The organism is Ureibacillus galli (genome assembly GCF_014836845.1).
Taxonomy (GTDB): domain Bacteria; phylum Bacillota; class Bacilli; order Bacillales_A; family Planococcaceae; genus Ureibacillus; species Ureibacillus galli.
The window spans coordinates 1-26,138 of record NZ_JACSQA010000036.1 but is presented as its reverse complement, the minus strand read 5'-3'; the positions used below and the strand labels follow the sequence as shown (position 1 = coordinate 26,138).

29 protein-coding genes are annotated in these 26,138 nt (G+C 36.0%); 27 read left to right on the top strand and 2 right to left on the bottom strand.

The genetic code is table 11. The features are described from left to right. Positions 1–64: 64 nt before the first annotated feature. The 17 genes from prmA (at position 65) to recO (ending at position 14,754) form a co-directional block, all read left to right on the top strand. Complete coding sequence (gene prmA, locus H9636_RS16910) at positions 65–1,003, top strand: 50S ribosomal protein L11 methyltransferase (RefSeq protein ID WP_191708758.1); 939 nt, start codon at positions 65–67, stop codon at positions 1,001–1,003. 71 nt (positions 1,004–1,074) lie between these two features. Further along, a complete protein-coding gene (locus H9636_RS16905) occupies positions 1,075–1,818 on the top strand; it encodes a 16S rRNA (uracil(1498)-N(3))-methyltransferase (RefSeq protein WP_191708750.1) in 744 nt (247 codons plus the stop codon). A 16-nt stretch (positions 1,819–1,834) separates the two neighbouring features. After that, positions 1,835–3,169 (top strand): tRNA (N(6)-L-threonylcarbamoyladenosine(37)-C(2))-methylthiotransferase MtaB, encoded by a 1,335-nt coding sequence (gene mtaB, locus H9636_RS16900; protein ID WP_191708749.1) that lies wholly within the window; start codon positions 1,835–1,837, stop codon positions 3,167–3,169. Between the two features lie 162 nt (positions 3,170–3,331). Beyond that, positions 3,332–4,000 carry a deoxyribose-phosphate aldolase gene (deoC, locus tag H9636_RS16895; protein WP_191708748.1) on the top strand — a complete coding sequence of 223 codons (669 nt, stop codon included), beginning with the start codon at positions 3,332–3,334 and terminating at the stop codon, positions 3,998–4,000. Positions 4,001–4,110: 110 nt separating this feature from the next. Then, positions 4,111–4,284, top strand: coding sequence for a 30S ribosomal protein S21 (gene rpsU, locus H9636_RS16890; protein ID WP_004227078.1), 174 nt, complete (start codon positions 4,111–4,113; stop codon positions 4,282–4,284). 296 nt (positions 4,285–4,580) lie between these two features. Then, entirely contained in the window at positions 4,581–5,480 is a 900-nt protein-coding gene (locus tag H9636_RS16885) for an NfeD family protein (RefSeq protein ID WP_191708747.1), read from the top strand. 1 nt (position 5,481) lies between these two features. Then, positions 5,482–6,480, top strand: a complete 999-nt coding sequence (gene floA, locus H9636_RS16880) for a flotillin-like protein FloA (protein WP_191708746.1) — start codon at positions 5,482–5,484, stop codon at positions 6,478–6,480. Positions 6,481–6,516: 36 nt separating this feature from the next. After that, positions 6,517–7,014: a hypothetical protein gene (locus tag H9636_RS16875; protein ID WP_191708745.1), complete on the top strand. Its 498-nt coding sequence runs from the start codon at positions 6,517–6,519 to the stop codon at positions 7,012–7,014. A gap of 99 nt (positions 7,015–7,113) precedes the next feature. After that, positions 7,114–7,365, top strand: coding sequence for a hypothetical protein (locus tag H9636_RS16870; protein WP_191708744.1), 252 nt, complete (start codon positions 7,114–7,116; stop codon positions 7,363–7,365). Then, positions 7,352–8,479, top strand: coding sequence for a sporulation protein YqfD (locus H9636_RS16865; RefSeq protein ID WP_191708743.1), 1,128 nt, complete (start codon positions 7,352–7,354; stop codon positions 8,477–8,479). Before H9636_RS16870 ends, H9636_RS16865 begins: the two co-directional genes overlap by 14 nt. A 2-nt stretch (positions 8,480–8,481) precedes the next feature. Further along, positions 8,482–9,438, top strand: a complete 957-nt coding sequence (locus tag H9636_RS16860; RefSeq protein WP_191708742.1) for a PhoH family protein — start codon at positions 8,482–8,484, stop codon at positions 9,436–9,438. Positions 9,439–9,586: 148 nt separating this feature from the next. Further along, positions 9,587–11,704, top strand: coding sequence for an HD family phosphohydrolase (locus tag H9636_RS16855; protein ID WP_191708741.1), 2,118 nt, complete (start codon positions 9,587–9,589; stop codon positions 11,702–11,704). 15 nt (positions 11,705–11,719) lie between these two features. Next, on the top strand, positions 11,720–12,205 hold the full coding sequence (gene ybeY / locus H9636_RS16850) for an rRNA maturation RNase YbeY (protein WP_122971343.1): 486 nt from the start codon (positions 11,720–11,722) through the stop codon (positions 12,203–12,205). Further along, positions 12,192–12,542, top strand: a complete 351-nt coding sequence (locus H9636_RS16845) for a diacylglycerol kinase family protein (protein WP_191708740.1) — start codon at positions 12,192–12,194, stop codon at positions 12,540–12,542. Before ybeY ends, H9636_RS16845 begins: the two co-directional genes overlap by 14 nt. Before the next feature lie 27 nt (positions 12,543–12,569). After that, positions 12,570–12,989, top strand: coding sequence for a cytidine deaminase (locus tag H9636_RS16840; RefSeq protein WP_191708739.1), 420 nt, complete (start codon positions 12,570–12,572; stop codon positions 12,987–12,989). Continuing rightward, positions 12,970–13,887: a GTPase Era gene (gene era, locus H9636_RS16835; RefSeq protein ID WP_191708738.1), complete on the top strand. Its 918-nt coding sequence runs from the start codon at positions 12,970–12,972 to the stop codon at positions 13,885–13,887. The genes H9636_RS16840 and era overlap by 20 nt, the downstream gene beginning before the upstream one ends. Positions 13,888–13,971: 84 nt before the next feature. Next, positions 13,972–14,754, top strand: coding sequence for a DNA repair protein RecO (recO, locus tag H9636_RS16830; protein WP_191708737.1), 783 nt, complete (start codon positions 13,972–13,974; stop codon positions 14,752–14,754). Between the two features lie 3 nt (positions 14,755–14,757). Here the strand turns inward: recO and H9636_RS16825 are convergent, their stop codons facing one another. After that, positions 14,758–15,231 (bottom strand): hypothetical protein, encoded by a 474-nt coding sequence (locus tag H9636_RS16825; RefSeq protein WP_191708736.1) that lies wholly within the window; start codon positions 15,229–15,231, stop codon positions 14,758–14,760. Between the two features lie 212 nt (positions 15,232–15,443). Then, positions 15,444–16,832 (bottom strand): glycine--tRNA ligase, encoded by a 1,389-nt coding sequence (locus H9636_RS16820; RefSeq protein ID WP_191708735.1) that lies wholly within the window; start codon positions 16,830–16,832, stop codon positions 15,444–15,446. Between the two features lie 532 nt (positions 16,833–17,364). Here H9636_RS16820 and H9636_RS16815 point away from each other — a divergent pair. From H9636_RS16815 to H9636_RS16770, 10 genes are all read left to right on the top strand, one after another. Further along, positions 17,365–18,003, top strand: coding sequence for a helix-turn-helix transcriptional regulator (locus H9636_RS16815; RefSeq protein WP_122971414.1), 639 nt, complete (start codon positions 17,365–17,367; stop codon positions 18,001–18,003). A gap of 11 nt (positions 18,004–18,014) precedes the next feature. Next, positions 18,015–18,827, top strand: a complete 813-nt coding sequence (locus tag H9636_RS16810) for a pyruvate, water dikinase regulatory protein (RefSeq protein ID WP_191708734.1) — start codon at positions 18,015–18,017, stop codon at positions 18,825–18,827. Positions 18,828–19,118: 291 nt separating this feature from the next. Then, positions 19,119–20,942 carry a DNA primase gene (gene dnaG / locus H9636_RS16805; RefSeq protein WP_191708733.1) on the top strand — a complete coding sequence of 608 codons (1,824 nt, stop codon included), beginning with the start codon at positions 19,119–19,121 and terminating at the stop codon, positions 20,940–20,942. Positions 20,943–20,973: 31 nt separating this feature from the next. Continuing rightward, the gene (rpoD, locus tag H9636_RS16800; RefSeq protein ID WP_122971335.1) at positions 20,974–22,101 is read left to right on the top strand and encodes an RNA polymerase sigma factor RpoD; all 1,128 of its coding nucleotides are present in this window, start codon (positions 20,974–20,976) and stop codon (positions 22,099–22,101) included. A 157-nt stretch (positions 22,102–22,258) separates the two neighbouring features. Continuing rightward, on the top strand, positions 22,259–22,816 hold the full coding sequence (locus H9636_RS16795; RefSeq protein ID WP_191708732.1) for a hypothetical protein: 558 nt from the start codon (positions 22,259–22,261) through the stop codon (positions 22,814–22,816). Positions 22,817–23,080: 264 nt separating this feature from the next. Continuing rightward, on the top strand, positions 23,081–23,239 hold the full coding sequence (locus H9636_RS16790; RefSeq protein ID WP_191708731.1) for a hypothetical protein: 159 nt from the start codon (positions 23,081–23,083) through the stop codon (positions 23,237–23,239). A 191-nt stretch (positions 23,240–23,430) separates the two neighbouring features. Further along, positions 23,431–23,814, top strand: a complete 384-nt coding sequence (locus tag H9636_RS16785; protein ID WP_191708730.1) for a c-type cytochrome — start codon at positions 23,431–23,433, stop codon at positions 23,812–23,814. 182 nt (positions 23,815–23,996) lie between these two features. Next, positions 23,997–24,704 carry a tRNA (adenine(22)-N(1))-methyltransferase gene (locus H9636_RS16780; RefSeq protein WP_191708729.1) on the top strand — a complete coding sequence of 236 codons (708 nt, stop codon included), beginning with the start codon at positions 23,997–23,999 and terminating at the stop codon, positions 24,702–24,704. Next, complete coding sequence (locus tag H9636_RS16775; RefSeq protein ID WP_191708728.1) at positions 24,691–25,812, top strand: Nif3-like dinuclear metal center hexameric protein; 1,122 nt, start codon at positions 24,691–24,693, stop codon at positions 25,810–25,812. The genes H9636_RS16780 and H9636_RS16775 overlap by 14 nt, the downstream gene beginning before the upstream one ends. 16 nt (positions 25,813–25,828) lie before the next feature. Next, positions 25,829–26,032, top strand: a complete 204-nt coding sequence (locus H9636_RS16770; RefSeq protein ID WP_191708727.1) for a hypothetical protein — start codon at positions 25,829–25,831, stop codon at positions 26,030–26,032. The last annotated feature ends 106 nt before the right edge of the window (positions 26,033–26,138 follow it).

Genomic DNA, 26,138 nt, shown 5'->3' with positions numbered 1-26,138 from the left:
TGGGCGCTTGATATTAATAAGAAAAGCCCAACTTACTAAAATTTATAAGAGGAGCTGATTGCAAGTGAAATGGACAGAATTGTCGGTTTTAACGACAAACGAAGCCGTTGAAGCGATATCAAACATTTTTCATGAAGCAGGCGCAAGTGGTGTTGTCATAGAAGATTCAACAGAAATTAAGAAGGAAAGAGTAGATCAATTTGGTGAAATTTATGATTTAAATCCAAATGATTTCCCAGTAAGTGGGGTAGTTATCAAAGCTTATTTACCAGCCTCTAGTTTTTTAGCGGAAACTGTTGAAGAAATAAAGCTTGCAATCTCAAATCTTATTAATTTTGATATTAATCTAGGTGAAAATATTTTCACTATTTCAGAAGTAAATGAAGAAGATTGGGCAACAGCTTGGAAACAATATTATCATCCAGTAAAAATTTCTGAGCGTTTTACAATCGTTCCTACTTGGGAAGAATATACACCAGTAAGTACAGATGAACTAATTATCGAACTTGATCCAGGTATGGCCTTTGGTACTGGAACGCATCCAACTACTGTCATGTGTTTACAAGCTTTAGAAAAAGTTATAAACAAAGGCGATACAGTAGTCGATGTTGGTACAGGTTCTGGCGTCCTTTCGATAGCTGCTGCTATGCTTGGTGCTAAAAAGGTACATGCCCTTGATTTAGATGAAGTAGCGGTAAAATCAGCTCGCGAAAACATAAAACTAAATAACGTACAACATGTTGCAGAGGTGTTCCATGGTAACTTATTAGATACAGTTACGGAACAAGCGGATGTTGTTGTGGCAAATATCCTAGCAGAAATTATTATGACATTTACTGATGATGCCTTTTCTATTGTGAAACCAGGAGGCTTATATGTTACATCAGGGATAATCAGTGCGAAAAAAGAGAGTGTAAAATCTGCTCTTGAAAAATCAGGTTTTATGATTGAAGAAGTGTTAATGATGGAAGATTGGGTTGCGATTATAGCAAGAAGACCATAATAAAGAGGAGTTGTCCCAAATGAGGGTCAGCTCCTTATCATTTTATAAGCAGCAAACCTAGGAGGTGTGGTATGCAACGGTATTTTTTACATGAACCATTTAATGAAAATAATGAAATTACAATTACAGGTGAAAATGCTCGTCATATTTCCAAAGTAATGCGCATGACGAGCGGAGACCGAATTGTTGTTGTTTCCAATAATATAGCATCTATTTGTGAAATTTTATCTGTAGGGCAAGAAATCGTTGTGAAACAAACGGGAGAAACGATCCCCTCGTCAGAAATGCCAATTCAAGTACATATTGCGTGCGGGTTACCGAAAGGGGATAAGTTGGAGTTTATTGCACAAAAGGGGACTGAATTAGGAATGTATGCTTTAATTCCTTTTAGTGCGGAACGTTCCATTGTAAAGTGGGACGAAAAAAAGGGTGAGAAAAAAACAGAAAGACTACAAAAGATTGCGCAGGAAGCCGCAGAACAATCCCATCGAAATCATGTTCCAACTATATCGAACCCCATTTCCTTTAAACAATTAATTAATACGCTCTCAAACTTTGATGCCGTCTTTATAGCAGATGAAGAAGATGCCAAACAGGAAATGCGTACTAGATTTGCGGATAAGCTAAAAAAAGTGTATGATAATGAATTGAAGTCTATTTTATTAATTTTCGGTCCGGAAGGCGGCATTTCAAGAAACGAAGCACAACTGTTATTAAATGCTGGAGCTGAAACAATGTCTCTTGGACCTAGAATATTACGTGCAGAAACCGCCCCTTTATATGCGCTATCTGCCATTTCCTATGAATTTGAGTGAAAGAGGTGTACTAGCCTTGTCAACGGTGGCTTTTCATACATTAGGCTGTAAAGTAAACCATTACGAAACAGAAGCAATCTGGCAGCTTTTTAAAGAACAAGGATATGAACGGACGGAGTTTGAACACCAAGCTGACGTTTATGTCATCAATACATGTACAGTAACGAATACTGGAGATAAAAAATCTCGTCAAGTAATTCGTCGTGCTGTCCGCCAAAATCCAGATGCAGTAATTTGTGTAACGGGCTGTTATGCTCAAACATCACCTGCAGAGATTATGGCTATTCCAGGTGTCGATATTGTTGTCGGTACACAAGATCGTCAAAAGATGCTTGGGTACATTGAACAATATAAGCAAGAACGAAAACCGATTAATGCGGTAGGAAATATTATGAAAAACCGTGTTTATGAAGAGTTAGACGTTCCTTATTTTACAGACCGTACTCGTGCATCCCTTAAAATTCAAGAAGGATGTAACAATTTCTGTACATTCTGTATTATTCCATGGGCTCGTGGTTTAATGCGTTCACGAGATCCTCAAGAAGTCATTCGCCAAGCACAACAACTTGTCGATGCTGGCTATCTTGAAATTGTACTTACTGGTATCCACACTGGTGGTTACGGACAAGACTTTAAAGATTATAACTTAGCTCAATTACTTCGTGACCTTGAAGCGAATGTAAAAGGGTTAAAACGTTTACGTATTTCTTCTATCGAAGCTTCTCAACTTACAGATGAAGTGATTGAAGTATTGAAAAATTCGAATATCGTTGTTCGTCATTTACACATTCCAATTCAATCAGGTTCTGATACCGTTTTAAAACGGATGCGTCGTAAATATACAATGGATTTCTTTGCGGAACGCCTTGAACGTTTAAACGATGCATTACCGGATTTAGCAATCACTTCTGACGTTATTGTTGGCTTCCCTGGAGAAACGGAAGAAGAATTTATGGAAACGTATAACTTTATCGCAAAACATAAGTTTGCAGAACTACATGTTTTCCCATTCTCAAAACGTACAGGTACACCTGCTGCAAGAATGGAAGATCAAATCGATGAAGAAGTGAAAAATGAACGTGTACATCGTTTACTGACATTAAATGATCAATTAGCAAAAGAATATGCTTCCCGCTTTGAAGGGGAAGTGTTAGAAATTATTCCTGAAGAAACCTATAAAGAATCGGATCAAGAAAACTTATTCGTAGGTTATACGGATAACTATTTACGTGTAGTCTTTGAAGGAACTGAATCGATGATCGGTAAACTTGTAAAAGTAAAGATTACAAAAGCTGGCTATCCTTATTGTGAAGGTCAGTTTGTACGTGTATTAGAAGAACAGGTGCAATAGGAAAGAAACGACAAAACTTAAAGGGTTTTGTCGTTTTCTTTTTGATTTAAACTATGTAAATGATCTTTTTAAATTTTGAAAATATCTGACATTTCACAAACGATTCCTGTTAATGGTATGATGGGAGAGGTACGGACAACTTAATGAAAAGGAGTAATTTTTATGACACAAAATTACGCTTCAATGATTGATCATACATTGTTAAAAGCTGAAACAACAAAAAACCAAATTGAAAAATTGTGTGAAGAAGCAAAAAAATACGAATTTGCATCTGTTTGTGTAAATCCAACATGGGTTCATTACAGCGCACAACTATTGTCTGGGACAAATGTAAAAGTTTGTACTGTGATTGGTTTTCCATTAGGTGCAACAACTTCAGAAGTAAAAGCTTTTGAAACAAAAAATGCGATTGAAAACGGTGCCCAAGAAATTGATATGGTTATTAATATTGGCGCATTAAAGGATGGGAATCATACGTTAGTTCGTGATGATATTAAAGCAGTTGTTGATGCGGCAAATGGTACTTTAGTTAAAGTAATTATTGAATCATGTTTATTAACAGATGAAGAAAAAGTAAAAGCATGTGAATTATCAGTAGAAGCTGGTGCTGATTTCGTGAAAACTTCTACAGGTTTTTCTACTGGTGGAGCAACGGTTGAAGATGTAGCATTAATGAGAAAAACTGTCGGTCCAGAAATTGGTGTGAAAGCTTCAGGTGGCGTAAGAAGTCTTGAAGATATGCAAAAAATGATTGAAGCTGGAGCAACGAGAATCGGTGCAAGCTCTGGTGTAGCGATAATGAATGGATTAATTTCCGATTCTAACTATTAATTCGAATACTTACTATTGACTGTCGCTAGACAATACGATATAATTTTTTAGTACACAAGTTGCTATAGTAGTTTGTGTATTGACGTGTGTTCGGAGGGAGGGAAAGAGAGATGTCAAAAACTGTCGTTAGAAAAAACGAATCGCTTGAAGATGCTCTTCGCCGCTTCAAACGTACTGTATCTAAAAGTGGTACTATTCAAGAAGTAAGAAAACGCGAATTTTATGAAAAACCGAGCGTAAAACGTAAAAAGAAATCAGAAGCTGCACGTAAACGTAAGTGGTAATTTCCTAGACAATCCCTACGTTCATAACACGCAATTTATGATTCACTAAGGAAAAAAATGATATACCCTAGTATTTGAATTTTCAAATACTAGGGTATTTTACATTTTTTTGAACTTTTATTTAAAAACATCGTGTGCATTTTTTTATAGAATAATAATAGAATAAGTAAGAAATGAGAAGTCGATTTATGTACAATGGAGAAAAATTATTAAATACATTCGATTTTTGAAACTTTTTGACGATATAACCGTAAATTAATTATCAGAAACAGCCCATCAAAGTAAGGAGGGTAGCTATGGGGAAAATAAAAGGCATTTGTTTCATGGCATTATTACTAATGTCCTTAACGTTTTTTTCCTTCAATTTCACTGTCAATGCAAATGGGGAAGAAATACGCTCATTAAACAATGGGGCTGTCGATCATTCCTTAACACTAGCCAAGGATACGAATGAAAGGGCTTTAATAACAGAAACTGCTAATGATTTTTCACAATTTGGTCAAACCGAAAGTGAAAAGGAATCAATGCAGTCAACGTTTTCAAATAAGCTTTCAAGCTTTCTAACTAATCCGATTGTTGTAACCTTTTTATTATCGATTGGTGCCCTTGGTTTAGTAATGGAATTATTTTCTCCTGGATTTGGTTTGCCAGGGCTCATTGGTCTATCTTCTTTCGGATTATTTTTCTTTGGACATATCGCCTCAGGATTTGCAACCTACGAGTCAATCTTCATTTTTGTTATTGGCTTTGCTTTATTGGCCGCTGAATTGTTTATTCCAGGAGGAATCGTCGGACTTATTGGTGGTGCACTGATGATCATCAGTTTATTATTTGCAGGTGAAAGTGTGGTTCATATGGCGTACTCGATTTTAATCGCTATGATTATCGCTATAATAGGAATGGTGGTATTAATGAAATTCTTTGGGAAAAATTTGCATGTCTTTAATAAATTAATATTAAGGGACGCAACGACAACGGAAGAAGGTTATGTCTCCAATGTCAACCGTGTTGACCTGTTAGGAAAGTCGGGATATACAATGACACCTCTTCGACCTGCAGGAACAATAATAATTGATAACGAACGAATCGATGTCGTTTCAGAAGGAAATTATGTTGATTCAAAAAAGAAAGTGGAAGTTGTACGAGTAGAAGGTTCACGAATTGTCGTGAGAGAAATAGAAAAAGGAGTGGAATAGTATGGTTATTGATGCAGCAGCAATTAGTTTAATTATTACAGCTGTAGTAGTTATTATTGTATTATCAGTTATATTAACTTTTGTTCCAGTTGCACTATGGATTAGTGCTATTGCGGCAGGAGTAAAAGTAAGTATCTTTACATTAATTGGGATGAGATTACGTCGGGTTATTCCGGCTCGTATTGTAAACCCATTAATTAAAGCTCACAAAGCAGGATTAGACGTTTCCATTAATCAGTTAGAGTCCCACTATTTAGCTGGTGGTAATGTAGACCGTGTTGTAAATGCTTTAATTGCAGCTCAACGGGCAAATATAGAATTATCCTTCGAACGTTGTGCGGCGATTGACTTAGCTGGACGTGACGTATTAGAAGCGGTACAAATGTCTGTAAATCCAAAAGTAATTGAAACACCATTTATTGCTGGTGTTGCCATTAACGGGATTGAAGTAAAAGCGAAAGCGAGAATAACGGTAAGAGCGAATTTAGATCGTTTAGTCGGTGGTGCCGGTGAAGATACAATTATCGCCCGTGTAGGTGAAGGGATTGTTTCAACAATTGGTAGTTCTGAAAGTCATTCAAAAGTATTAGAAAACCCTGATTTAATTTCTCAAACAGTACTTTCAAAAGGGTTAGACTCAGGAACAGCCTTTGAAATTTTATCCATCGATATTGCAGACGTAGATGTTGGTAAAAATATTGGGGCAGAACTTCAAATTGAACAAGCACAAGCGGATAAAAATATTGCCCAAGCAAAAGCAGAAGAACGTCGTGCAATGGCGGTAGCAAATGAACAAGAAATGGTTGCAAAAGTACAAGAAATGAAAGCAAAAGTTGTAGAGGCGGAAGCAGAAGTTCCAATGGCAATGGCAGAAGCTCTTCGTTCAGGAAACTTTGGAATTATGGATTATATGAATTATAAAAACATTCAAGCAGATACTTCCATGAGAGATTCTATTTCGAAAGTAACAAAAGAAAAACAGGACTCGACGGAAGATTAATCATATAACACACCTAAAGAAGGGAGTGTTTCGATAATGGAAGGCATCATTGGCATGGTGGTCATTTTTATTCTTAGTTCTTTATTTGCTGGAAAAGAAAAGAAAGAACAAAAACCAATGCCACCGTTTAATAATAAGCAAACGACTCAAAGGTCCCAATCTTCAAAAAAAGTAGATCGAAGGGAACCGCAGAAATCACTGGAAGATTTTGCGAGCGAAGTATTTCAGCAATTAAACGATAGAACGTCTACTAGATCGTCCAATCGTTCTCTAGAGCAACCTTCCCGAGATTTAGCAAGAAGAGAAACAATAGTAGAAAATAATGTTTCGAAAACTAATGTGAAAAACGCTCGGCCAACCCTTGATGCAAATCGTTCCAATCGTTCATCAAATATTACAAGAGCGAAAACTACAAAAGGGAATATTAAACAACAGGAAATCGGTAACTTTGTCCCTACTAATCGAGAAGCATTAGTTCAGGCGATCATTACATCAGAAATTTTAGGACCGCCAAAGGCAAAGCAACGTTCCTAATTTGTTCGAAGTTCTGCAGTAATTTCAGAGAAACGAACGGAATATATACATGCCCCCCTTTTTCAAAGCATATACTTTTGCGAAAGGGGGGCATTTTAATTGAAAAAACTATTCCAAAAAGATCCATTAATTGAAATCGTAAATAGCAGCCAGTTACGGTTGATTGGAACATATAGATTTATTGAAGCATCTGAACAGCATTGTTCTTTTTTATATGAAGATTTTTCAATTTTAATAAAAGCAAATCGTGTACATATAGATGTATTAAAAGAGGAAGAATTTATAATACATGTAGAAAACTTATTATCAATTGAAATGAAAAGGCAGGTGAACGATTATGAAAAAGTTTGATAATCGACCTGTTGAAATTCATATTACACGGAACAATGCGGCCCACGCCTTTATTCAAAATTTGCATTCTAAAGGTGTAAAAATAAAAAATGTGATTCATTTAGACAATGAAATCCGTTTTGAAATTACAAGAAAAGATGTAATGACTGTCCGTACGATAAGAAAGAAATATCGTATTAAAGTGAAGATCCAATATTTACAAGTGTCTAGAATTTTCCAAAAAAATAGTTGGACAGCTCTAGGCTTATTATTACTTATTTGTATACCAATTGTTGCCTCTCAGTTTGTTTGGAAGGTGGAAGTCCAATCAGAAATCCCTGAAGTACGGGTAGCTGTAGAAAAAATTGTGAATGAGAAATTATCGTTATCCAAACCTACTTTAAGGGGAAAAGTGGAATCGGACTTTGAAATTAGACAAACTATTATGGAGGAGTTAAGAGATTTATCTTGGGTGCATATACTAAAAACAGGTAGTAGTATGACGATTGTTCCGCAACTCGCCCCGATTACTGATAATAGAGATAATACAAATGATGGGAAAAATCATTTGATTGCAGCCAAGAGCGGAGTAATTACTCATTTTGAAATTTCTAGCGGAGAACGTCGTGTACTACCGAATACAACTGTCTATAAAGGGGATACACTTGTATCAGGGGTTATTTCAGTTGGAGATAAATCGGTTGTAGTAGGAGCTTCTGGGGAAGTGTATGCAGACTACTGGTTAGAAACGGAATTTTCTATTCCAAAAGAAATACAATTCATCTCAGCTAGTAGTCGAGAGTGGACGATTGATTTCAAAATGAATAATGATAAAAAGGAGCAGGGAAAATCATTTCAAAAGATCGATTTACCGGAGTGGCTTTCAAAATTTATCGAAATCAAAAAGACTCAAAAGTACACCACTGTAACGGAAGAGATTACAGAAGAACGAATCGAATCGTTTATCTTGCCACTACTGCACGAAAAAATCTTAAAATCTTTACCACCAAAAACGATTATCAAAAAGGAAAACATTTTGCACGTTACATTCGATGATGATAAAGTGAAAGGGAAAGTCCTATTTTTGGTAAATGAAAATATTGCGAAAAACTACCCAATTGACCAAGGAGATTGATTATGTCAGAACAATTATCAGAATTGCAAGTAGAAAATCCAAATGAAGCGGTTATGTTACTAGGAATGTCCGATGCAAATATCAAACTCATTGAAGAAACATTTCAAGTACGTATTATTACCCGTGGAGAAATGATTCAAATTGCAGGGGAAGAACTTCCAAAACAACAAGTGAAGGATTTATTAATTGCCCTATTAAAAGTGATTCGAAAAGGGGTTAATATTGATTTGCGGGATGTGGCAACTGCAATCGAAATGGTGAATAAAGGGACAATTGAATATTTTGCTGAATTATATGAAGAAGAAATAGCAAGAAACTTTAAAGGGAAACCTATCCGTGCAAAAACAATTGGTCAACGCGAGTACATAAAAGCGATTCGTCATCATGACCTCGTGTTTGGAATTGGTCCTGCTGGTACAGGGAAAACGTATTTAGCCGTTGTGATGGCAACTCAGGCATTAAAAAATGGCCATGTGAAACGAATTATTTTAACTAGACCAGCAGTAGAAGCAGGAGAATCTTTAGGGTTTTTACCAGGAGATTTAAAAGAAAAGGTCGATCCTTATATCCGACCACTTTACGATGCGTTACATGATATTTATGGACAAGAGCAAACTCAACGATTAATCGAACGTGGAACAATAGAAATAGCGCCCTTAGCCTATATGCGTGGCCGTACATTAGATGATGCTTTCGTTATTTTAGATGAGGCTCAAAATACAACCCATATGCAAATGAAAATGTTTTTAACAAGACTCGGCTTCGGATCTAAAATGGTCATTACCGGAGATAAAACTCAAATTGATCTACCAAAAAATACGGAGTCAGGTTTAATCATTGCAGAGCGGTCATTAAAATTTTTAAAGGATATACAGTTTAAAACGTTAGAGGCTGGAGATGTAGTCCGTCACCCGCTTGTAGCGAAAATTATCCAAGCCTACACAGATCAAGAGTTATAATAAAGTTAAGTTTAATACCGGATTATTGTATAGCTCTAAAAATGTGTACGATAAATCGTGCACATTTTTTATTTCTAGTAACTTTTCATGAAATTATATTCATAAATTGGTAAACTATACATAGAGATAGACCTTTGGAGGTGCGCAGGTGGAAAAGCACTTAAATAAATTACTGAATATGATACGTTTTCGAACTTTATTAGTAGTTATTTTAGTTGTCACGGGTATTCTACAATTCTTTTTAATGCTCGGTAATATTCGAGGTACTACATACGATATACAAGCTTTTCAACTAGCACCAGAAACTATACGTGCAGTTAAAACGGTAGAAGACACGGTGAAAACGGAACAGGAGCGGGATAATGCCGAAAAGGCTGTGGAACCTGTTTATGTATTTAACGATGAAACGGCTCAAAATCGCTCTTCTCTAGTTACATCCATTTTTGATATTCTTTTGGATGTACGAACAGAAATTAGTGCTAGTAAAGAGGAAGTACCGATAGAAACCCAAGTCCAACAACTACAAGATAAATTAAAGGATATTACGGATAGTCAATCCCAACTTAACTTTACCGACAACCAATTACAGTCGCTGTTAACAGCAAATGATGCGAGCATTGCAACGGCAAAGACTTTTCTTGTAAATTTAGTTGAAACAACGTTGAATTCACCAATCCGAACGGACGATGTTGCTCAAATACGTAATGAAATCGAATCAAGAGTCCGCCAAAATGATACGCTAGATGAAAATTTAGTTAGTGTACTTGCAATGATTGGACGAGCGGCAATTGTTGAAACTGAAGTGTTGGATGAAGAAAGAACAAAAGAGTTAATTTTACAAGCCCGAGAAGAGGTAGAGCCGACGCGGATTTTACAAGGACAGATTATTGTACAAGAAGGGGAATTGATCGATCGAGAAGTTTATCGTCAATTGGAACTTTTAGGTTTATTGAATAGCCATACATCAACGAAACCGGTTCTAGGGCTTTTCATCTTTATTATTTTGCAAATGGCCTTTATGTACATTCTCTTTGACCGCTCGAAGATGGATTTAGAGAAAAGAAGAAAGGCTTTATTCGTAACAGCTATCGTTTACTCTATTTCTATTATATTAATGAAATTACTTAGTTTATTATCGGATCAATTTGATATGACGATTGCCTTTTTATATCCGACAGCCCTTGCCACAATGCTAGTACGATTACTGGCGAATGAGAGAGCAGCAATATTAGTAACTATATTAACGGCTGCCTCTGCTGGGATTTTGTTTCACGAAGGGTACGCAGCAGTTTTACAAATGGATATAGCGCTATATATCATATTTGGTGGATTATCAAGCGTATTCTTTATGAGAAGTATGGAGAAAAGATCCCATTTATTAAAAGCATGCGGCATTGTATTAGTAAGTAATTTCTTATTTATTGCCTTTTATTTACTCATGTCCCAATCTAATTATGATTTATTAGAATTATTATTTTATGCCATTGCGGGTATTACTTCTGCAGTTTTATCAGGTGCATTAACGATGGGATTATTACCTTTCTTTGAATCAGCCTTAGGATTATTGTCGACAATGAGATTAATCGAATTATCGAATCCAAATCATCCGTTGTTGAAAAAATTGCTAACAGAAACACCAGGAACTTACCACCATAGTGTGATGGTGGCCAATCTTGCGGAAGCTGCTTGTGAAGCAATCGGAGCGGATGGTTTACTAGCCCGTGTTGCATGTTATTACCACGATATTGGGAAAACTAGAAGACCGGCATTTTTCATTGAAAATCAAATGTCAGGAATTAATCCCCATGATTCATTGCCACCCGAAAGAAGCGCGGAAATTATCATTTCCCATACGTCGGATGGGGCAGCTTTGTTGAAAAAGCATAAAATGCCGAAAGAAATTGTAGATATTGCCCTACAGCACCACGGGACAAGTACCTTAAAATTCTTCTTACATAAAGCGAAGGATGAAGGGAAAGAGGTTGACGAAGCAGCGTTTAGTTATCCTGGTCCAAAACCTCAAACGAAGGAAGCCGCAGTTATTAATATTGCGGATAGTGTAGAAGCGGCTGTACGTTCTATGAAACAACCGAGTATGGAAAAAGTACAACAACTTGTCCATTCCATTATTCAAAGTCGTGTACAAGAGCATCAATTTGATGAATGTGATGTATCCCTGAAAGAACTAAAGAAAATAGAAGAAGTATTATGTGAGACATTAAATGGGATATTCCATTCAAGGATTGAATATCCAAAAGAAGGATAATTATAGGAGGATTCAATGCTTAATATTGATTTTTTAGATGAAACAAATGAAGTGCAGGAAGAACATATTGAACTAGTTGAAAAGCTACTTCAACATGCTGCAAACACTTTAAATATTGAAGAGGGAAGTGAAGTTTCGGTTACCTTTGTTACAAATGAGGCAATCCATGAAATTAACCGGGAATATCGTGATAAAGACCAGCCTACGGACGTTATTTCCTTTGCCCTTGAAGAATTAGGTGAAGGGGAAGTAGCGATTCAAGGAGAAGGCATTCCTCGCATTTTAGGTGATATTATTATTTCAACGGATCGAACGAAAGAGCAAGCGGAGGAATACGGTCATTCCTTTGAACGTGAACTTGGATTTTTAGCAGTCCACGGATTTTTACATCTTTTAGGCTACGATCATATGACAGAAGAGGATGAGAAAGTCATGTTTGGGAAACAAGATGACATTTTATCTTCTTTTGGCTTAGGTCGTGATTTTAATGGACGTTCATAAGCTTATTAAATCCTTTGGATATGCATTATTTGGCATACGCACTTCGTTAAACGAACAAAATATGCGTATTCATTTATTTAGTGCAATAATAGTTGTTATAGCTGGAGCGTTAACGGGGATATCGATTACAGAATGGCTTATTTTAATCATCGCTATGGCACTAGTCATTGGTGCCGAAATGATGAATACGGCAATCGAGGCTGTCGTGAATTTAGCATCGCCAGAATATCATCCTTTAGCAAAGCAGGCTAAGGATGTAGCGGCAGGGGCAGTACTTGTATTTGCAGTTGCAAGTGTTATAATCGGTTTACTTATTTTTTTACCAAAATGGTTTTAATAAAGAAATTTTAAGGAGTTGGGGAAAATGACAGTGGATATGAATCAATTAATTGAACAATCAAAAGTTGCAAGAGAGAAAGCTTATGTACCTTATTCAAAATTTCAAGTAGGGGCAGCACTTTTAGCCGAGGATGGTACAGTATATCAAGGTTGTAACATCGAAAACTCAAGTTATGGTTTAGCAAATTGCGCTGAACGTACGGCGATTTTTAAAGCGGTATCAGAAGGTGTAAAAAAATTCAAAGCGCTTGCCGTAGTAGGGGATACAGAAGGGCCATGTTCCCCATGTGGAGCATGTAGACAAGTGATTTCGGAGTTTTGTGCACCAGATATGCCGGTCTATTTAACAAACTTAAAAGGGGATATACAACAAACGACAGTTGGCGAGCTTTTACCAGGCGCCTTTACACCGGAGGATTTAGAACATGCAGGAAAACAACAATAGTTACAAATCAGGATTTATTTCGATTATTGGTCGACCTAATGTAGGAAAATCCACTTTTTTAAATCGCGTAATTGGCCAAAAAATTGCCATTATGTCAGATAAGCCGCAAACAACAAGAAATAAAATTCAAGGTGTTTTAACCCGTGATCAGTCTCAAATGATATTTATCGATACACCTGGTATCCATAAACCGAAACATAAATTAGGGGAATTCATGATAAAAGTATCTAAAAATACATTACGTGAAGTAGATCTTATTATGTTTATGGTAAATGCAGAACAAGGTTTAGGAAAAGGTGACGAATTTATTCTAGAATTACTAGAAGGAACAAAGACGCCCGTATTTTTAGTAGTTAATAAAATTGACCAAATTCATCCTGATGAATTAGTGAATATTATTGAAACGTATAAAGGGAAGTTCCCATTTGCAGAGATTATCCCGATTTCAGCATTACAAGGTAATAATGTAGACAATTTATTAGTCGCTATCGAAAAATATTTACCAGAAGGTCCTCAATATTATCCTGCTGATCAAGTGACGGATCATCCAGAACGTTTTATTATTTCCGAGCTCATACGGGAAAAAGTTCTTCATTTAACAAGGGAAGAAATTCCCCATTCAATTGCTGTTGTGATTGACAAAATTAAGCGGGATGAAGAAAACGAACATATGATTCGTGTTCAAGCGACAATTATGGTCGAACGTGATTCGCAAAAAGGAATTGTCATCGGCAAACGGGGAGCTTTATTAAAAGAGGTTGGAACTTTAGCCCGTAAAGATATTGAAATGCTTTTAGGTTCAAAAGTGTATTTAGAACTTTGGGTAAAAGTACAAAAGGATTGGCGTAATAAATCAACCCATTTACGTGATTTTGGCTATCGCGAAGACGAATATTAATGACTGGAAAAGAATGCTTACAAATATGTAGGCGTTCTTTTTATGTATAATAGAAATTAGAAAAAAGTAGAAGGAAGTGCCGCAATGCTAAACAAATGGGAAGGCATTGTTTTAAAATCGAGATCCTATGGAGAATCCAATAAAATCGTAACGATCATGACAAGGGAAGCGGGTAAAATGACAGTGATGGCTAGAGGGGCAAAAAAACCAACTAGTCGTTTAGCTGGGGTTACTCAAACGTTTATGCATGGTTTATATGTTGTACAGAGAAGTTCGGGTATGGGGACTTTACAACAAGGGGAGCACTTAGCTTCGATGCGTCATATTCAAACCGATATCGTTGCAACAGCTTACGCTAGTTATATTGTCGAACTTCTCGATCGAATTGTGGAAGAGGGAAGTCCAGAACCTTTTGCCTTCGAAGTATTACAACAAGCCCTTCATGCCATTGAGGAAGAGTATGATCCAGAAGCAATTGCTTTATTTGTCGATTGGAAGCTACTTCCTTATACAGGAGTCCAACCAATTCTACATGCTTGTGCATCTTGCGGAGCTATTGAAGGGGAATTTGCATTTTCCTTTGCTCAAGGTGGTTACTTATGTCATCGTTGTTTTCATTTAGACCCATATATTATTCGATTAACACCAACTCAGTTAAAATTAATTCGAATGTTTTACTCAGTACCTATTGATCAAATTGGAAAATTAGATTTGAAAAAGGGGACGAAACAGTTTATTAAAAAAATTGTTTCAACGATTTATGAAGAACAAACGGGTATTCGTTTAAAATCCCGATCATTTATTGAACAATTAGAAAGAACCCCATTACTCACTCGAAATGAGCGTAATGAGGAACCAACAGAATAACGATTATAAAATGTTGCGTACGACTTCTAATGTGTCTTCTTTAATCGCTTGCCAAAATAGGGGATTTGACTCACTCAGGAATTTTCCATCTAGTAAATTTAAATAGTTGTCGTATAAAAAGTCAATTTTATCGTAATAAAAGAGTAAACGATGATTCATATGGGCCATATCGATATGAAGTTCTGTATAACAATCGATTAAACCTTGTAAATCACTTGTTTGTTTCCGTATTTGATCATACATTTCCATATGATATTGTCCTACTTTATGTTCGAACTGACATCGCTTTCGATGTTCGTTTAGTAAATTTTTTAAAGTATCAAGCTTAACATTTGCTGTAAATAAAATATGATGATGTGATTGATGCTCTGGTAATTCTTTATTTAATAATTCATTAATAATCACTAAAAATTTTTCACTAGCGCTTTTTTCATTCTCTATTGACTTCTGTTTTTTAAATAAAGTTTGGAAGAACATCAACCCCACCTCGTTTTCTATCATTATAATCGAAATATTCTAACAAATGAAAGACTCAATGAACAAAATGAACAAAATGTGGAAAAAAGATACCTATACCATTATTCGCTGGTATAGGTAATTTTATACATCTAGCCGATAAATCCAATTACTTTCAAGAAAAAAGCTTATCCCGCTAAAGCGAAATAAGCTCAACATTCTTTTTGTATAAATTAGAATTGGAGATGTTTTTCAATATAAGCTTTAACCTCAGTAATTGGCATGCGTGTTTGTTCCATGCTATCACGGTGGCGTACGGTTACTTGGCCGTCTTCTTTTGAATCGAAGTCATAAGTGATACAGAATGGTGTGCCGATTTCATCTTGTCGGCGGTAACGTTTACCGATTGATTGAGATTCATCATAATCAACAGGGAACGCTTTTCGTAATTCTGCCCATACTTCACTAGCTTCATCTGCTAACTTTTTCGATAAAGGTAATACTGCTGCTTTAAACGGTGCTAGCGCAGGGTGGAAGCGCAATACTGTTCGAGAATCGCCACCTTCTAATTCTTCTTCATCATAAGCATCACATAAGAAGGCTAAAGTGACACGATCAGCACCTAAAGATGGTTCGATACAATATGGAACGTAACGTTCATTTGTAATTGGATCAATGTAAGTAAAATCTTCACCGGAATGTTCCATATGTTGTTTTAAGTCATAATCTGTTCGGTCGGCAATACCCCATAGTTCGCCCCAGCCGAATGGGAAGCGGAACTCGATGTCCGTTGTTGCATTGGAATAGTGGGATAACTCATCTTCTTCATGGTCACGAAGACGCATGCTTTCTTCCTTCATACCTAAATTTAATAACCAATTTTTACAGAACTCTTTCCAATATTGTTGCCACTCTAAATCTTCACCTGGTTTACAGAAGAATTCAAGTTCCATTTGTTCGAATTCACGTGTACGGAAAGTAAAGTTACCAGGTGTAATTTCATTACGGAACGATTTACCGATTTGCGCGATACCAAATGGTGTCCGTTTACGCATCGAACGTTGTACGTTTTTGAAGTTGACGAAAATTCCTTGCGCTGTTTCAGGGCGTAGGAAAATTTCATTCGTAGAACTTTCTGTAACCCCTTGGAATGTTTTAAACATTAAATTGAATTGGCGAATTTCTGTAAAGTGATTTGCACCACATTCAGGGCAAGTAACAGCCAGTTCCTCCATTTTTGCTTTCATTTGATCAAAACTCATGCCGTCTACAATAATTTCATTGCCTGTTTTCTGAAGAGAAGCATCTTCGATTAATTTGTCTGCACGGTGGCGAGCTTTACACGATTTACAATCAATCATTGGATCATTAAAGTTACCAACGTGACCAGATGCAACCCAAGTACGTGGATTCATTAAAATTGCAGCATCAAGGCCAACATTATATTCTGATTCCTGTACGAATTTTTGCCACCAAGCTTTTTTTACATTGTTTTTCAATTCCACACCTAGTGGACCGTAATCCCAAGTGTTTGCAAGTCCACCATAAATTTCTGAACCTGGGAACACGAAACCACGATGTTTTGCTAAGTTTACGATTGTTTCCATAGATTTTTGAGCCATGAGTAATTCCTCCTAATGATAGTAAATATAAAAGCACCCGTCTCCGGGCTTTTTTGCCCGGGGACGAGTGCGTATGTATACACCCGCGGTTCCACCCCGCTTGATTGTTCGGTTGAAGTCAAGCGTTCGCATACGTCGTCACTCGTCACCAATGCAATCCTCATGAACCTTTTAGTTCACTCCGGTTGATTGGCTCCTCGTTCCTTGTCTGACAAACGCTTTCTTTTCAACCTCCTGGTAGAAGTCAAGCGTTCGCATGCGTCGTCGCTTATACAAAAATTGAACAATCCTCTTTTAACTAGTTTGGCTCAAGGGTGCCGTTTCTCTTTTCCTGTAGGCTTTCACCAAACCCTACTCGCTTTTTTGAAAAGATACTTATTGTCCTGTCATTGCCTAATATAAAGTTCTATATGATATTCTATGCTACGAACTAGAAGTGTGTCAATATTGTAGCATCTTGTATTTTTCTTAACAAATTATTGTCATTATAGTATATAATATTTAGGTAAAAGTATAACACTATTTGAAGCGGGTGAGTCCAATCGAACTCAATAAACGTCAAGACACGATTCTGCAAATCGTTAAAGAGAATGGCCCAATAACAGGTGAGCAAATTGCAGAACGTTTAAATTTGACTCGGGCTACTCTACGACCAGATTTAGCGATTTTAACTATGGCTGGATTTTTAGATGCTAGACCACGTGTTGGTTATTTTTATTCAGGTAAGAAGACGATTACAACAGCGTCAGAATCGATGATGAATTTAAAGGTAAAAGACTTTCAATCATTACCTGTTGTAGTATCGGAAAACATGACAGTATATGATGCGATTGTTCAATTATTTTTAGAGGATGTTGGTACACTATTTGTTGTTGACGAACATTCTTTTTTACAAGGAGTATTGTCTAGAAAAGATTTGTTAAGAACTAGTTTAGGTACTCAAGAGTTAACAAAAATTCCAGTCCATATTATTATGACTAGGATGCCGAATATTGCCTATTGTAAAAAATCAGATTCATTAATCGTGGCTGCAAAAAAGTTAATTGAAAGACAAGTTGACTCACTTCCTGTTGTGAACGAAACAGATAAAGGTTTAGAAATTGTCGGTAGACTAACAAAGACAAATATTACTAAAGCCTTCATCTCTTTAGCAGAAACCCATGATTTATAAGGAGTGCTATTTTGAAACTATTAAAAGTATTCGTTGTTTCTGATTCAGTTGGAGAAACGGGAGAACAAGTTGTAAAAGCCGCCATTACACAATTCCGGCCAAACTTTGACAATACACTCATTCGAAAGTTTCCCCATATAGAAGATAACGATCATATTGAAAAAATTGTTGAAATTGCCAAAGAGCAAAATGCTATCGTAGTTTTTACGCTTGTAGAAGAAAAAATGAGACAGTTTATGGTGAATCGATGTAAACATGAACAAGTAGAGTGGATTGACTTAATGGGTCCTATGATTCATTTATTTGAACAACAAATCGGGGAACAACCGCTTGAGGAGCCCGGATTAGTTCATAAATTAGATGATGATTACTTTAAAAAAATAGAAGCAGTTGAGTTTGCGGTTAAATACGATGATGGTCGTGATCCCCGAGGATTACTACTTGCGGATGTTGTATTAGTTGGTGTTTCAAGAACATCCAAAACACCTCTTTCTCAATATTTAGCCCATAAACGGTATAAAGTAGCGAATGTTCCCCTTGTTCCGGAAGTGAATCCGCCAGAAGAATTATTTTTAGTGGACCCAAAAAAATGTTTTGGGTTAGTCATTTCTCCGGAAAAGTTAAATGTCATTCGAAAAGAGCGTTTGATTGCTTTAGGGTTGAATGATGATGCGATTTATGCAAAACAATCACGTATTGAGCAAGAAATTGAACACTTTTATAATGTTGTAGAACGTATTGGTTGTTCAGTGATCGATGTGACGAATAAAGCCGTTGAAGAAACAGCAAATGACATTATCGACAGAATTGAACAAAATAAATAATATACAAATTTTTAGCCACCTCTTCTATTTTTGAGGAGGTTTTTTTGCGCCGCTGTAGTATACATATTAATTAAGAAAAGTATTTTAATCTGTTTACACAGTTCGTTCGAAAATTTAGTTTTTTTATAAAAAAAGTGGAAATTTTCATCTATTTGTTTTATAATGAAAAAATTGTGGTAAAAATATTTTTAAACCGAGATTTATTTTATAAAAACTATTTTTGTCGTAAAATAGAGGATTTTTTAAATTAATCTCGAATTGTGTTACTTAGCATCTGAAGTTGGTGATAAAATGACCGGGAAAATTCCTGAAGAGATGATAGAACAAATTCGTTCCCAGTCCGATATTGTAGACGTCATAAGTGACTACATGCAGTTAACGAAAAGAGGACGTAACTGGTTCGGATTATGCCCATTTCATGGTGAAAATACACCTTCGTTTTCAGTGTCTCAAGATAAACAAATATTTCATTGTTTTGGATGTGGTGCAGGCGGTAATGCAATTACTTTTGTAATGGATATTGAAAATATTTCTTTCCCTGATGCCCTTGTTAAGTTAGGAAATCGGTTAGGGATTCATTTAGATATCCAAAGCAATAGTAAGTCAAAAGAAAGCCAAACTTATTCAAAAAAAGAAGAAAAGATGATTGAGGCTCATGAATTTGCTGCCGACTTTTATCATCATTTGTTGATGAATACGGAAGATGGGGAACAAGCGTTAAATTATCTTTTGAAAAGAGGATTTACAAAGGAACTTATCGAAACGAATGGTATAGGTTGGTCTTTACCAACATGGGATACTCTTTCAGTTTTGTTAAAAAGAAAAGGCTTTTCTTTAGAAGAAATGGCCGAGTGTGGACTCATCATCCAGAAGGAAAGTGACCATACTTATTTTGACCGCTTTAGAGGACGAATCATGTTTCCAATACGAGATGAAAATGGAAAGGTAATTGCATTTTCTGGCCGTATTATCGATTCAGTGGATGAGGCGAAATATTTAAACAGTCCTGAATCACCAATTTTCCATAAAAGTCAAGTGCTTTTTAATTTGGACAAGGCAAGAACAACTATTCGAAAAAAACGTCAAGTTATATTAATGGAAGGTTTTATGGATGTTCTTGCTGCCAATCAAGCTGGAGTTTACAATGCAGTCGCTACAATGGGTACTTCCTTAACCACACAGCACATCACAAAGTTGAAACGCTTAAGTGAGCAAATAATAATTTGTTATGACGGTGATAATGCAGGTTGGGAAGCAGCCAAACGTGCTTCTGAAATGTTACATTCCGAACGATTGAAAGTAGAAATAGCTGTACTTCCGGATAAATTAGATCCAGACGAATATATTCGAAAATATGGACCCGAAAATTTTGTACAGCAAATTTTAGATAAGCCTCATGCATACATTGCTTTTATGATGATGCATGCAAGGAGAAATAAAAACTTTCAATTTGAAAATGATGTGTTGCAATATATCCAAGAAGTGCTTGAGCAACTTGTCGGGCGCTCTTCTCCTATTGAAAGAGACCTTTATATAAAGCAAATTGCAAGTGAAACAAATATTTCTGAAGAAGCCATATATGCGCAATTTAGAAAATTAGAAGCGAATAATGCGAAAAATTTTAAACGGGCTGAACAAGGAAATATTCAAACGAAACAAATTGATCTTCAACAAAAAAAATCTTTATCTGCAACAGAACGGGCAGAACGACTATTATTGTCGCATATGCTAATGAATATTGATGTCATAGATAAAGTTTTAAAAAGCGATGATCCTCAACCTTTTGCACGGGATGAATACGCAGCAGTATTCGTTCGGTTAATCGGTTTTTATGAGGAACATGGAACAGCTGATTATCAAAGATTTTTAGAAATTCTTGACGATACTGAGTTGAGAAAAATTGTGATGGAAGCTGCACTTGTAGAACATGATCCAGAACAGTCGGAAGCAGAAATTAATGACTGTTTGAAGCAGTTAAAAAAACATCGAATTGAAGTTGAAATTAAAAAATTAATTCATGATTCCTTGGAAGCAGAGAGGATGCATGAACACAAACGTGCACTTGAAATTGCTCAAGCAATCATACAATTGAAGAAATCATTATCGGCGATTTAACCCGATTCGGTTGTTAGAAGGAGGAAGGTTTATGGCGGACAAGTCAGAACAATCAAAAGAGGTAATTAACGAGCAATCTGTTGAAGAGGTAAAAGCATTACTTCAACAAATAGCGAAAAAAGATAACGAAATTTCGATGAAAGAAATTTCCAATAAGCTTGCCCCATTTGATTTGGAAAATGAAGAAATTTTCCATTTTGCAGAAGATATCGAAAAAAGTCACGGTATTCAAGTTGAAGGTAAAGAAGAATTTGAAGATGAAGTTTTAGCAAAACAAGAAGAGAGCGAAGAAGCATTTGATTTAAATGACTTAAGTGTTCCTCCTGGTGTGAAAATTAACGATCCGGTTCGTATGTATTTAAAAGAAATCGGTCGTGTTGATTTACTGACAGCTGAAGAAGAAATAGAGCTTGCTGAACGTATTGAACAAGGAGACGAGGATGCTCGAAAACGCCTAGCAGAAGCAAACTTACGTCTAGTTGTTTCCATTGCAAAACGTTATGTCGGTCGAGGAATGTTATTCCTAGATTTAATTCAAGAAGGGAATATGGGTTTAATCAAGGCTGTAGAAAAATTTGATTACCGTAAAGGGTTCAAATTTTCCACTTATGCTACTTGGTGGATTCGTCAAGCAATCACTCGTGCGATTGCTGACCAGGCACGAACTATTCGTATTCCAGTTCATATGGTCGAAACGATTAATAAATTAATACGTGTACAAAGACAATTATTACAAGACTTAGGTCGTGAACCATCACCAGAAGAAATTGGTGAAGAAATGGATTTAACCCCTGAAAAAGTCCGTGAGATTTTAAAAATTGCCCAGGAGCCAGTTTCTTTAGAAACACCAATTGGGGAAGAAGATGACTCCCATTTAGGGGACTTCATTGAGGACCATGAAGCTCAATCACCATCTGATCATGCAGCATATGAGTTGTTAAAAGAGCAATTAGAAGATGTTTTAGATACGTTAACAGATCGTGAAGAAAATGTTTTACGACTACGATTTGGTTTAGATGATGGTCGTACACGTACCCTTGAAGAAGTTGGGAAAGTATTTGGGGTAACTCGAGAAAGAATTCGTCAAATCGAAGCGAAGGCATTAAGAAAATTACGCCATCCATCTAGAAGTAAACGATTAAAAGATTTCCTAGAATAGTTATATAATGGCATCCTTTCATAATTTCCACCAATAGTTACATTCCGTATCTATTGGTTGGCGATTAGAAAAGGATGCTTTTTTTATTAATGCTAACGTCATGAAAATAAGATAAACTATAGTCATACATAAAATGAAAAAAATGGAGAAAAAGCAAATGCCAAATCCAAAAAAGAAGATCGTTTTAAATGAAATACTATATTGGAAACAGAATCGATTATTACCGGATCACTATTGTGATTTTTTAATGACCCTTTATTCAGAGGGGAATGAAGAAAATCTTTTGGAAGACGCAAGTCATAAAAAGTCAATAAAAGCGATGGAAAATAAACGGAAATGGATATTATCCATAAGTGTAATGGCAATTAGTATAGCCTTGTTTGTATTGTTATTAATCGTCACGAAATGGGTTTGGCTCGTTTCTAGCTTAGTCGGAATTATAGCCATAATCTTTTTAATAAGTGCTTTCTTATTTGCTAAAAAACAACTTTTGTTTGCACCGCTATTACCTATTGCTGCCGCATTATTAATATTTGGTCTATCTGTTAAAGTATCAGTTGAATATTTTCCTGACCATCCTTTCGTTTTATATGGGTCACTAATAGCCAACTGCCTTATTTGGATGTTTACAGGATTAAAATTAAAATTACTCTATTTTACATTGTCTGGAGCGATTGGACTTCTTATTGTATTAGGATATCAACTATTTGTTTGATTTTACTAAGCACTGCATAAAAAAGAACATAAAACATTTCCGATAGAAGTGTTTAATTCCCTTTCAAATATGGGTATCATGTGATTAACATGAAACAAAATATGTTTTATTTATAGCCCGCGTATCTTTTAGGATGTGAGGAGAAACAGGAAATGGCCTTAAACGTTTTTAATGCACCAAATAGAAGCTTGTTAGGAAATTAGCCTAGAAAAGCTTAAATGGCCTTCAAATAGCCGGAAAATAGTCAAAAAGGGAATCTTTCGATTGAACTCTGTTTTGATTTATATTAAAATGGCTGCCTTAATAATGATTGGTAAATCTTCTGAAATTAGTGATGAATCAATCCAAATTCATAGTGGATTAGGGTATATGAAAAGCGAAGAAGTGGAAAGATATTTAAGGGGATTATGTGAAGGTATTTAGAAAATATAAAAATTAGTTATTGCAAATTAAATTTTCCAACATTAACTTATTATTGTCGATTTTGTGTCAATCCTTGTAAAAGTTGGTGTTTAGGTCTTTTCGTTTTTCAAATAATGAAGTACAATAATTAATGTTGACTAGATTCTATATTAATAGATGTAGAAAAATGAATTAAAAAAGGAGGGTAACCTATGAAAAACAATCCAATTATTCCTTATATTCTTATTATGGCATTCGGTATCGGACTTATCTTCTTTATGTCATTAGAAGGTGCTGGAAATAAAGAAGAGATTGCTAAAGGTCACGAAGAAGAAGCTACTACTGAAGAAGGTGGAGCTGCTGAAGAGGGCGGAGCAACTGCAGAAGGAGCAAATGGTGAAGAACTAGTATCTGCATGTATCGGTTGTCACGGTGGTGACTTAACTGGTGGTATGGGACCAAAAATTGCTGGTTTAGATGCTGAACATATCAAAGACGTATTAGCTAACGGTATTGAAGGTTCTCCAATGACTCCAGGATTAAAAACTGGTGCAGAAGCGGAAGCAATCGCTGAGTACATTTCTTCATTAAAATAATATTTAAGCAAGTGGCTGTCTTATTAAGTGTTTACTTATAAGGCAGCCCTTTTAACTTTATAGGGTATCATTATTGTCTTCTTATACATAATTGAAAATTCTATACCAATATCATTTCAAGACAATTATTTTGTTTTTTTTATATAATATGATGTAGACATTAGAAAAAAGGCGGTAACTATATGAATGCACAAAAATTATCAAAACGATTAGAGGCTGTTGCTTCCTTTGTACCGACGGGAGCTATCGTTGCAGATATCGGTAGTGACCATGCTTATTTACCTTGTTATTTAGTTCATAAAGGCATTGTGCATAAAGCCATTGCAGGAGAGGTTGTAAAGGGACCTTTTGAATCTGCCGTAAAACAGGTAAAAATGGAAGGGCTTGAAGATTCCATCACTGTTCGCCTTGCAGATGGCCTACAAGCAATTAATGAAAGTGATGGGGTAAATACGGTTACAATCGCTGGTATGGGTGGACCTCTTATCGTTTCCATCCTAGAAAAAAATCCACAATTGTTACAAACTGTGACAAGACTTATTTTACAACCGAACATTCATGCAAAGGTAATTAGAGAATGGGCATTATCTAATGGCTGGGCGATTTTAGATGAAGTGATTTTAAAAGAAGATGAAAAAATTTACGAGATTCTTGTGTTACAACGGGGTGAAATGAAGTTATCTGAACAAGAAATATTGTTAGGAAATCATTTAATGGCGAATAGATCAGACGTGTTTATAGAAAAATGGACGAAGGAAATCCAAAATTGGAGACGAGTATTATCTTCTATTGAACAAGCTGAGGAAACGGAAGACATCGTAGCAAAACGTAAAGAGCTTTTACACTTAATCGATCTAGTAAAGGGGGCTTTAGCTGATGAAAGTCGCTAATGGTTATGAAATTATTCAGCTTTTTGAAAGCTGGTCACCAAAAAAATTAGCCTGTATGGAAAATGATCCAATTGGACTTGCTATCGGAACATTGAATAAAGAAGTAAAAAAAGTTTTAGTAACATTAGATGTTAACGATGAAGTTGCAGATGAAGCTATACAAAAAGGATGCCAACTAATCATTGCTCACCATCCGCCAATTTTTCGTAAGCTAGCCAATTTAAGAACCGATACTCCAGCTGGTAAACTTTACGAAAAACTCATTAAAAATGATATTGCAGTATATGCTGCCCATACGAATTTAGATGTAGCAACTGGTGGTGTAAATGATTTACTAGCAGATGCATTACAGCTCGAAAATAAACAAATATTAGAAAAGACATACCATGAAAATTTAATGAAATTAGCCGTATTTGTACCAGATGACTACGCTGAAAAAGTGCGTTTCGCTTTGGCTAAAGCTGGTGCTGGGCATATTGGTAATTATGATTCTTGTAGCTTCTCAACAAATGGACAAGGTCGATTTAGAGCCTTAGAAGGTGCAGATCCTTTCATCGGTAAAATCGGTGAAATGGAAACAACTGATGAGGAAAAAATTGAAGTGGTTTTCCCACACTCCATAAAAAATAAAGTTTTAAAAGCGTTGCTTAACGCTCATCCCTATGAAGAGCCTGCATATGACGTATATACTTTGGCGGTGGAAACAAAGGAAATGGGCATTGGTCGAGTTGGAACTTTAAAAGAACCGATAACTTTGAAACAATTCGCTCAATTCGTTAAAACACAATTAGACGTTCCAATGGTGAGACTGGTTGGTCAACCGGAGTCATTAGTGTCAAAGGTAGCAGTGCTAGGCGGTGATGGGAATACGTATATCCATGCAGCTAAACGCTCTGGAGCCGATGTATTTGTAACTGGTGATATAAAATTCCATATTGCCCAAGACGCTCAAAATTTAGGGTTAAACATTATTGATCCAGGACATCACGTAGAAAAGGTCATGATTAAAGGAGTGGCCGATAAAATGGCTCAATTATGTTCGAACTCAAAATTATCGGTGGAATTTGTTCAATCTGAAATTCATACTGAACCTTTTATTTTTATTTAAATATGGAAGTGTAATGGTGGGGAATAACGGAAAAGTTTGGTTAATGATAGGTGGATTAATGATTGTTATCGGAGTTGCCTTTTCCATCTTTTTTTCAATCGCTTCAGAAAAGCAAATAAATCAGCTTTTGAAAAGCTGTGAAAATGATGGAGGAGAAGCAATCGTTAAAAAAAGTGGTTTTCTCGTAACAACTTCCTATGAATTCGAATGTGAAAAATAAAAAAAGTAACTTCTCAGCAGAGAAGTTACTTCAGATTGTCGACAAAAGGCCTTCAGAATGGTCACATTCTGAAGGCCTTTTGTAATTTTGAACGTTTTTCGGGTAT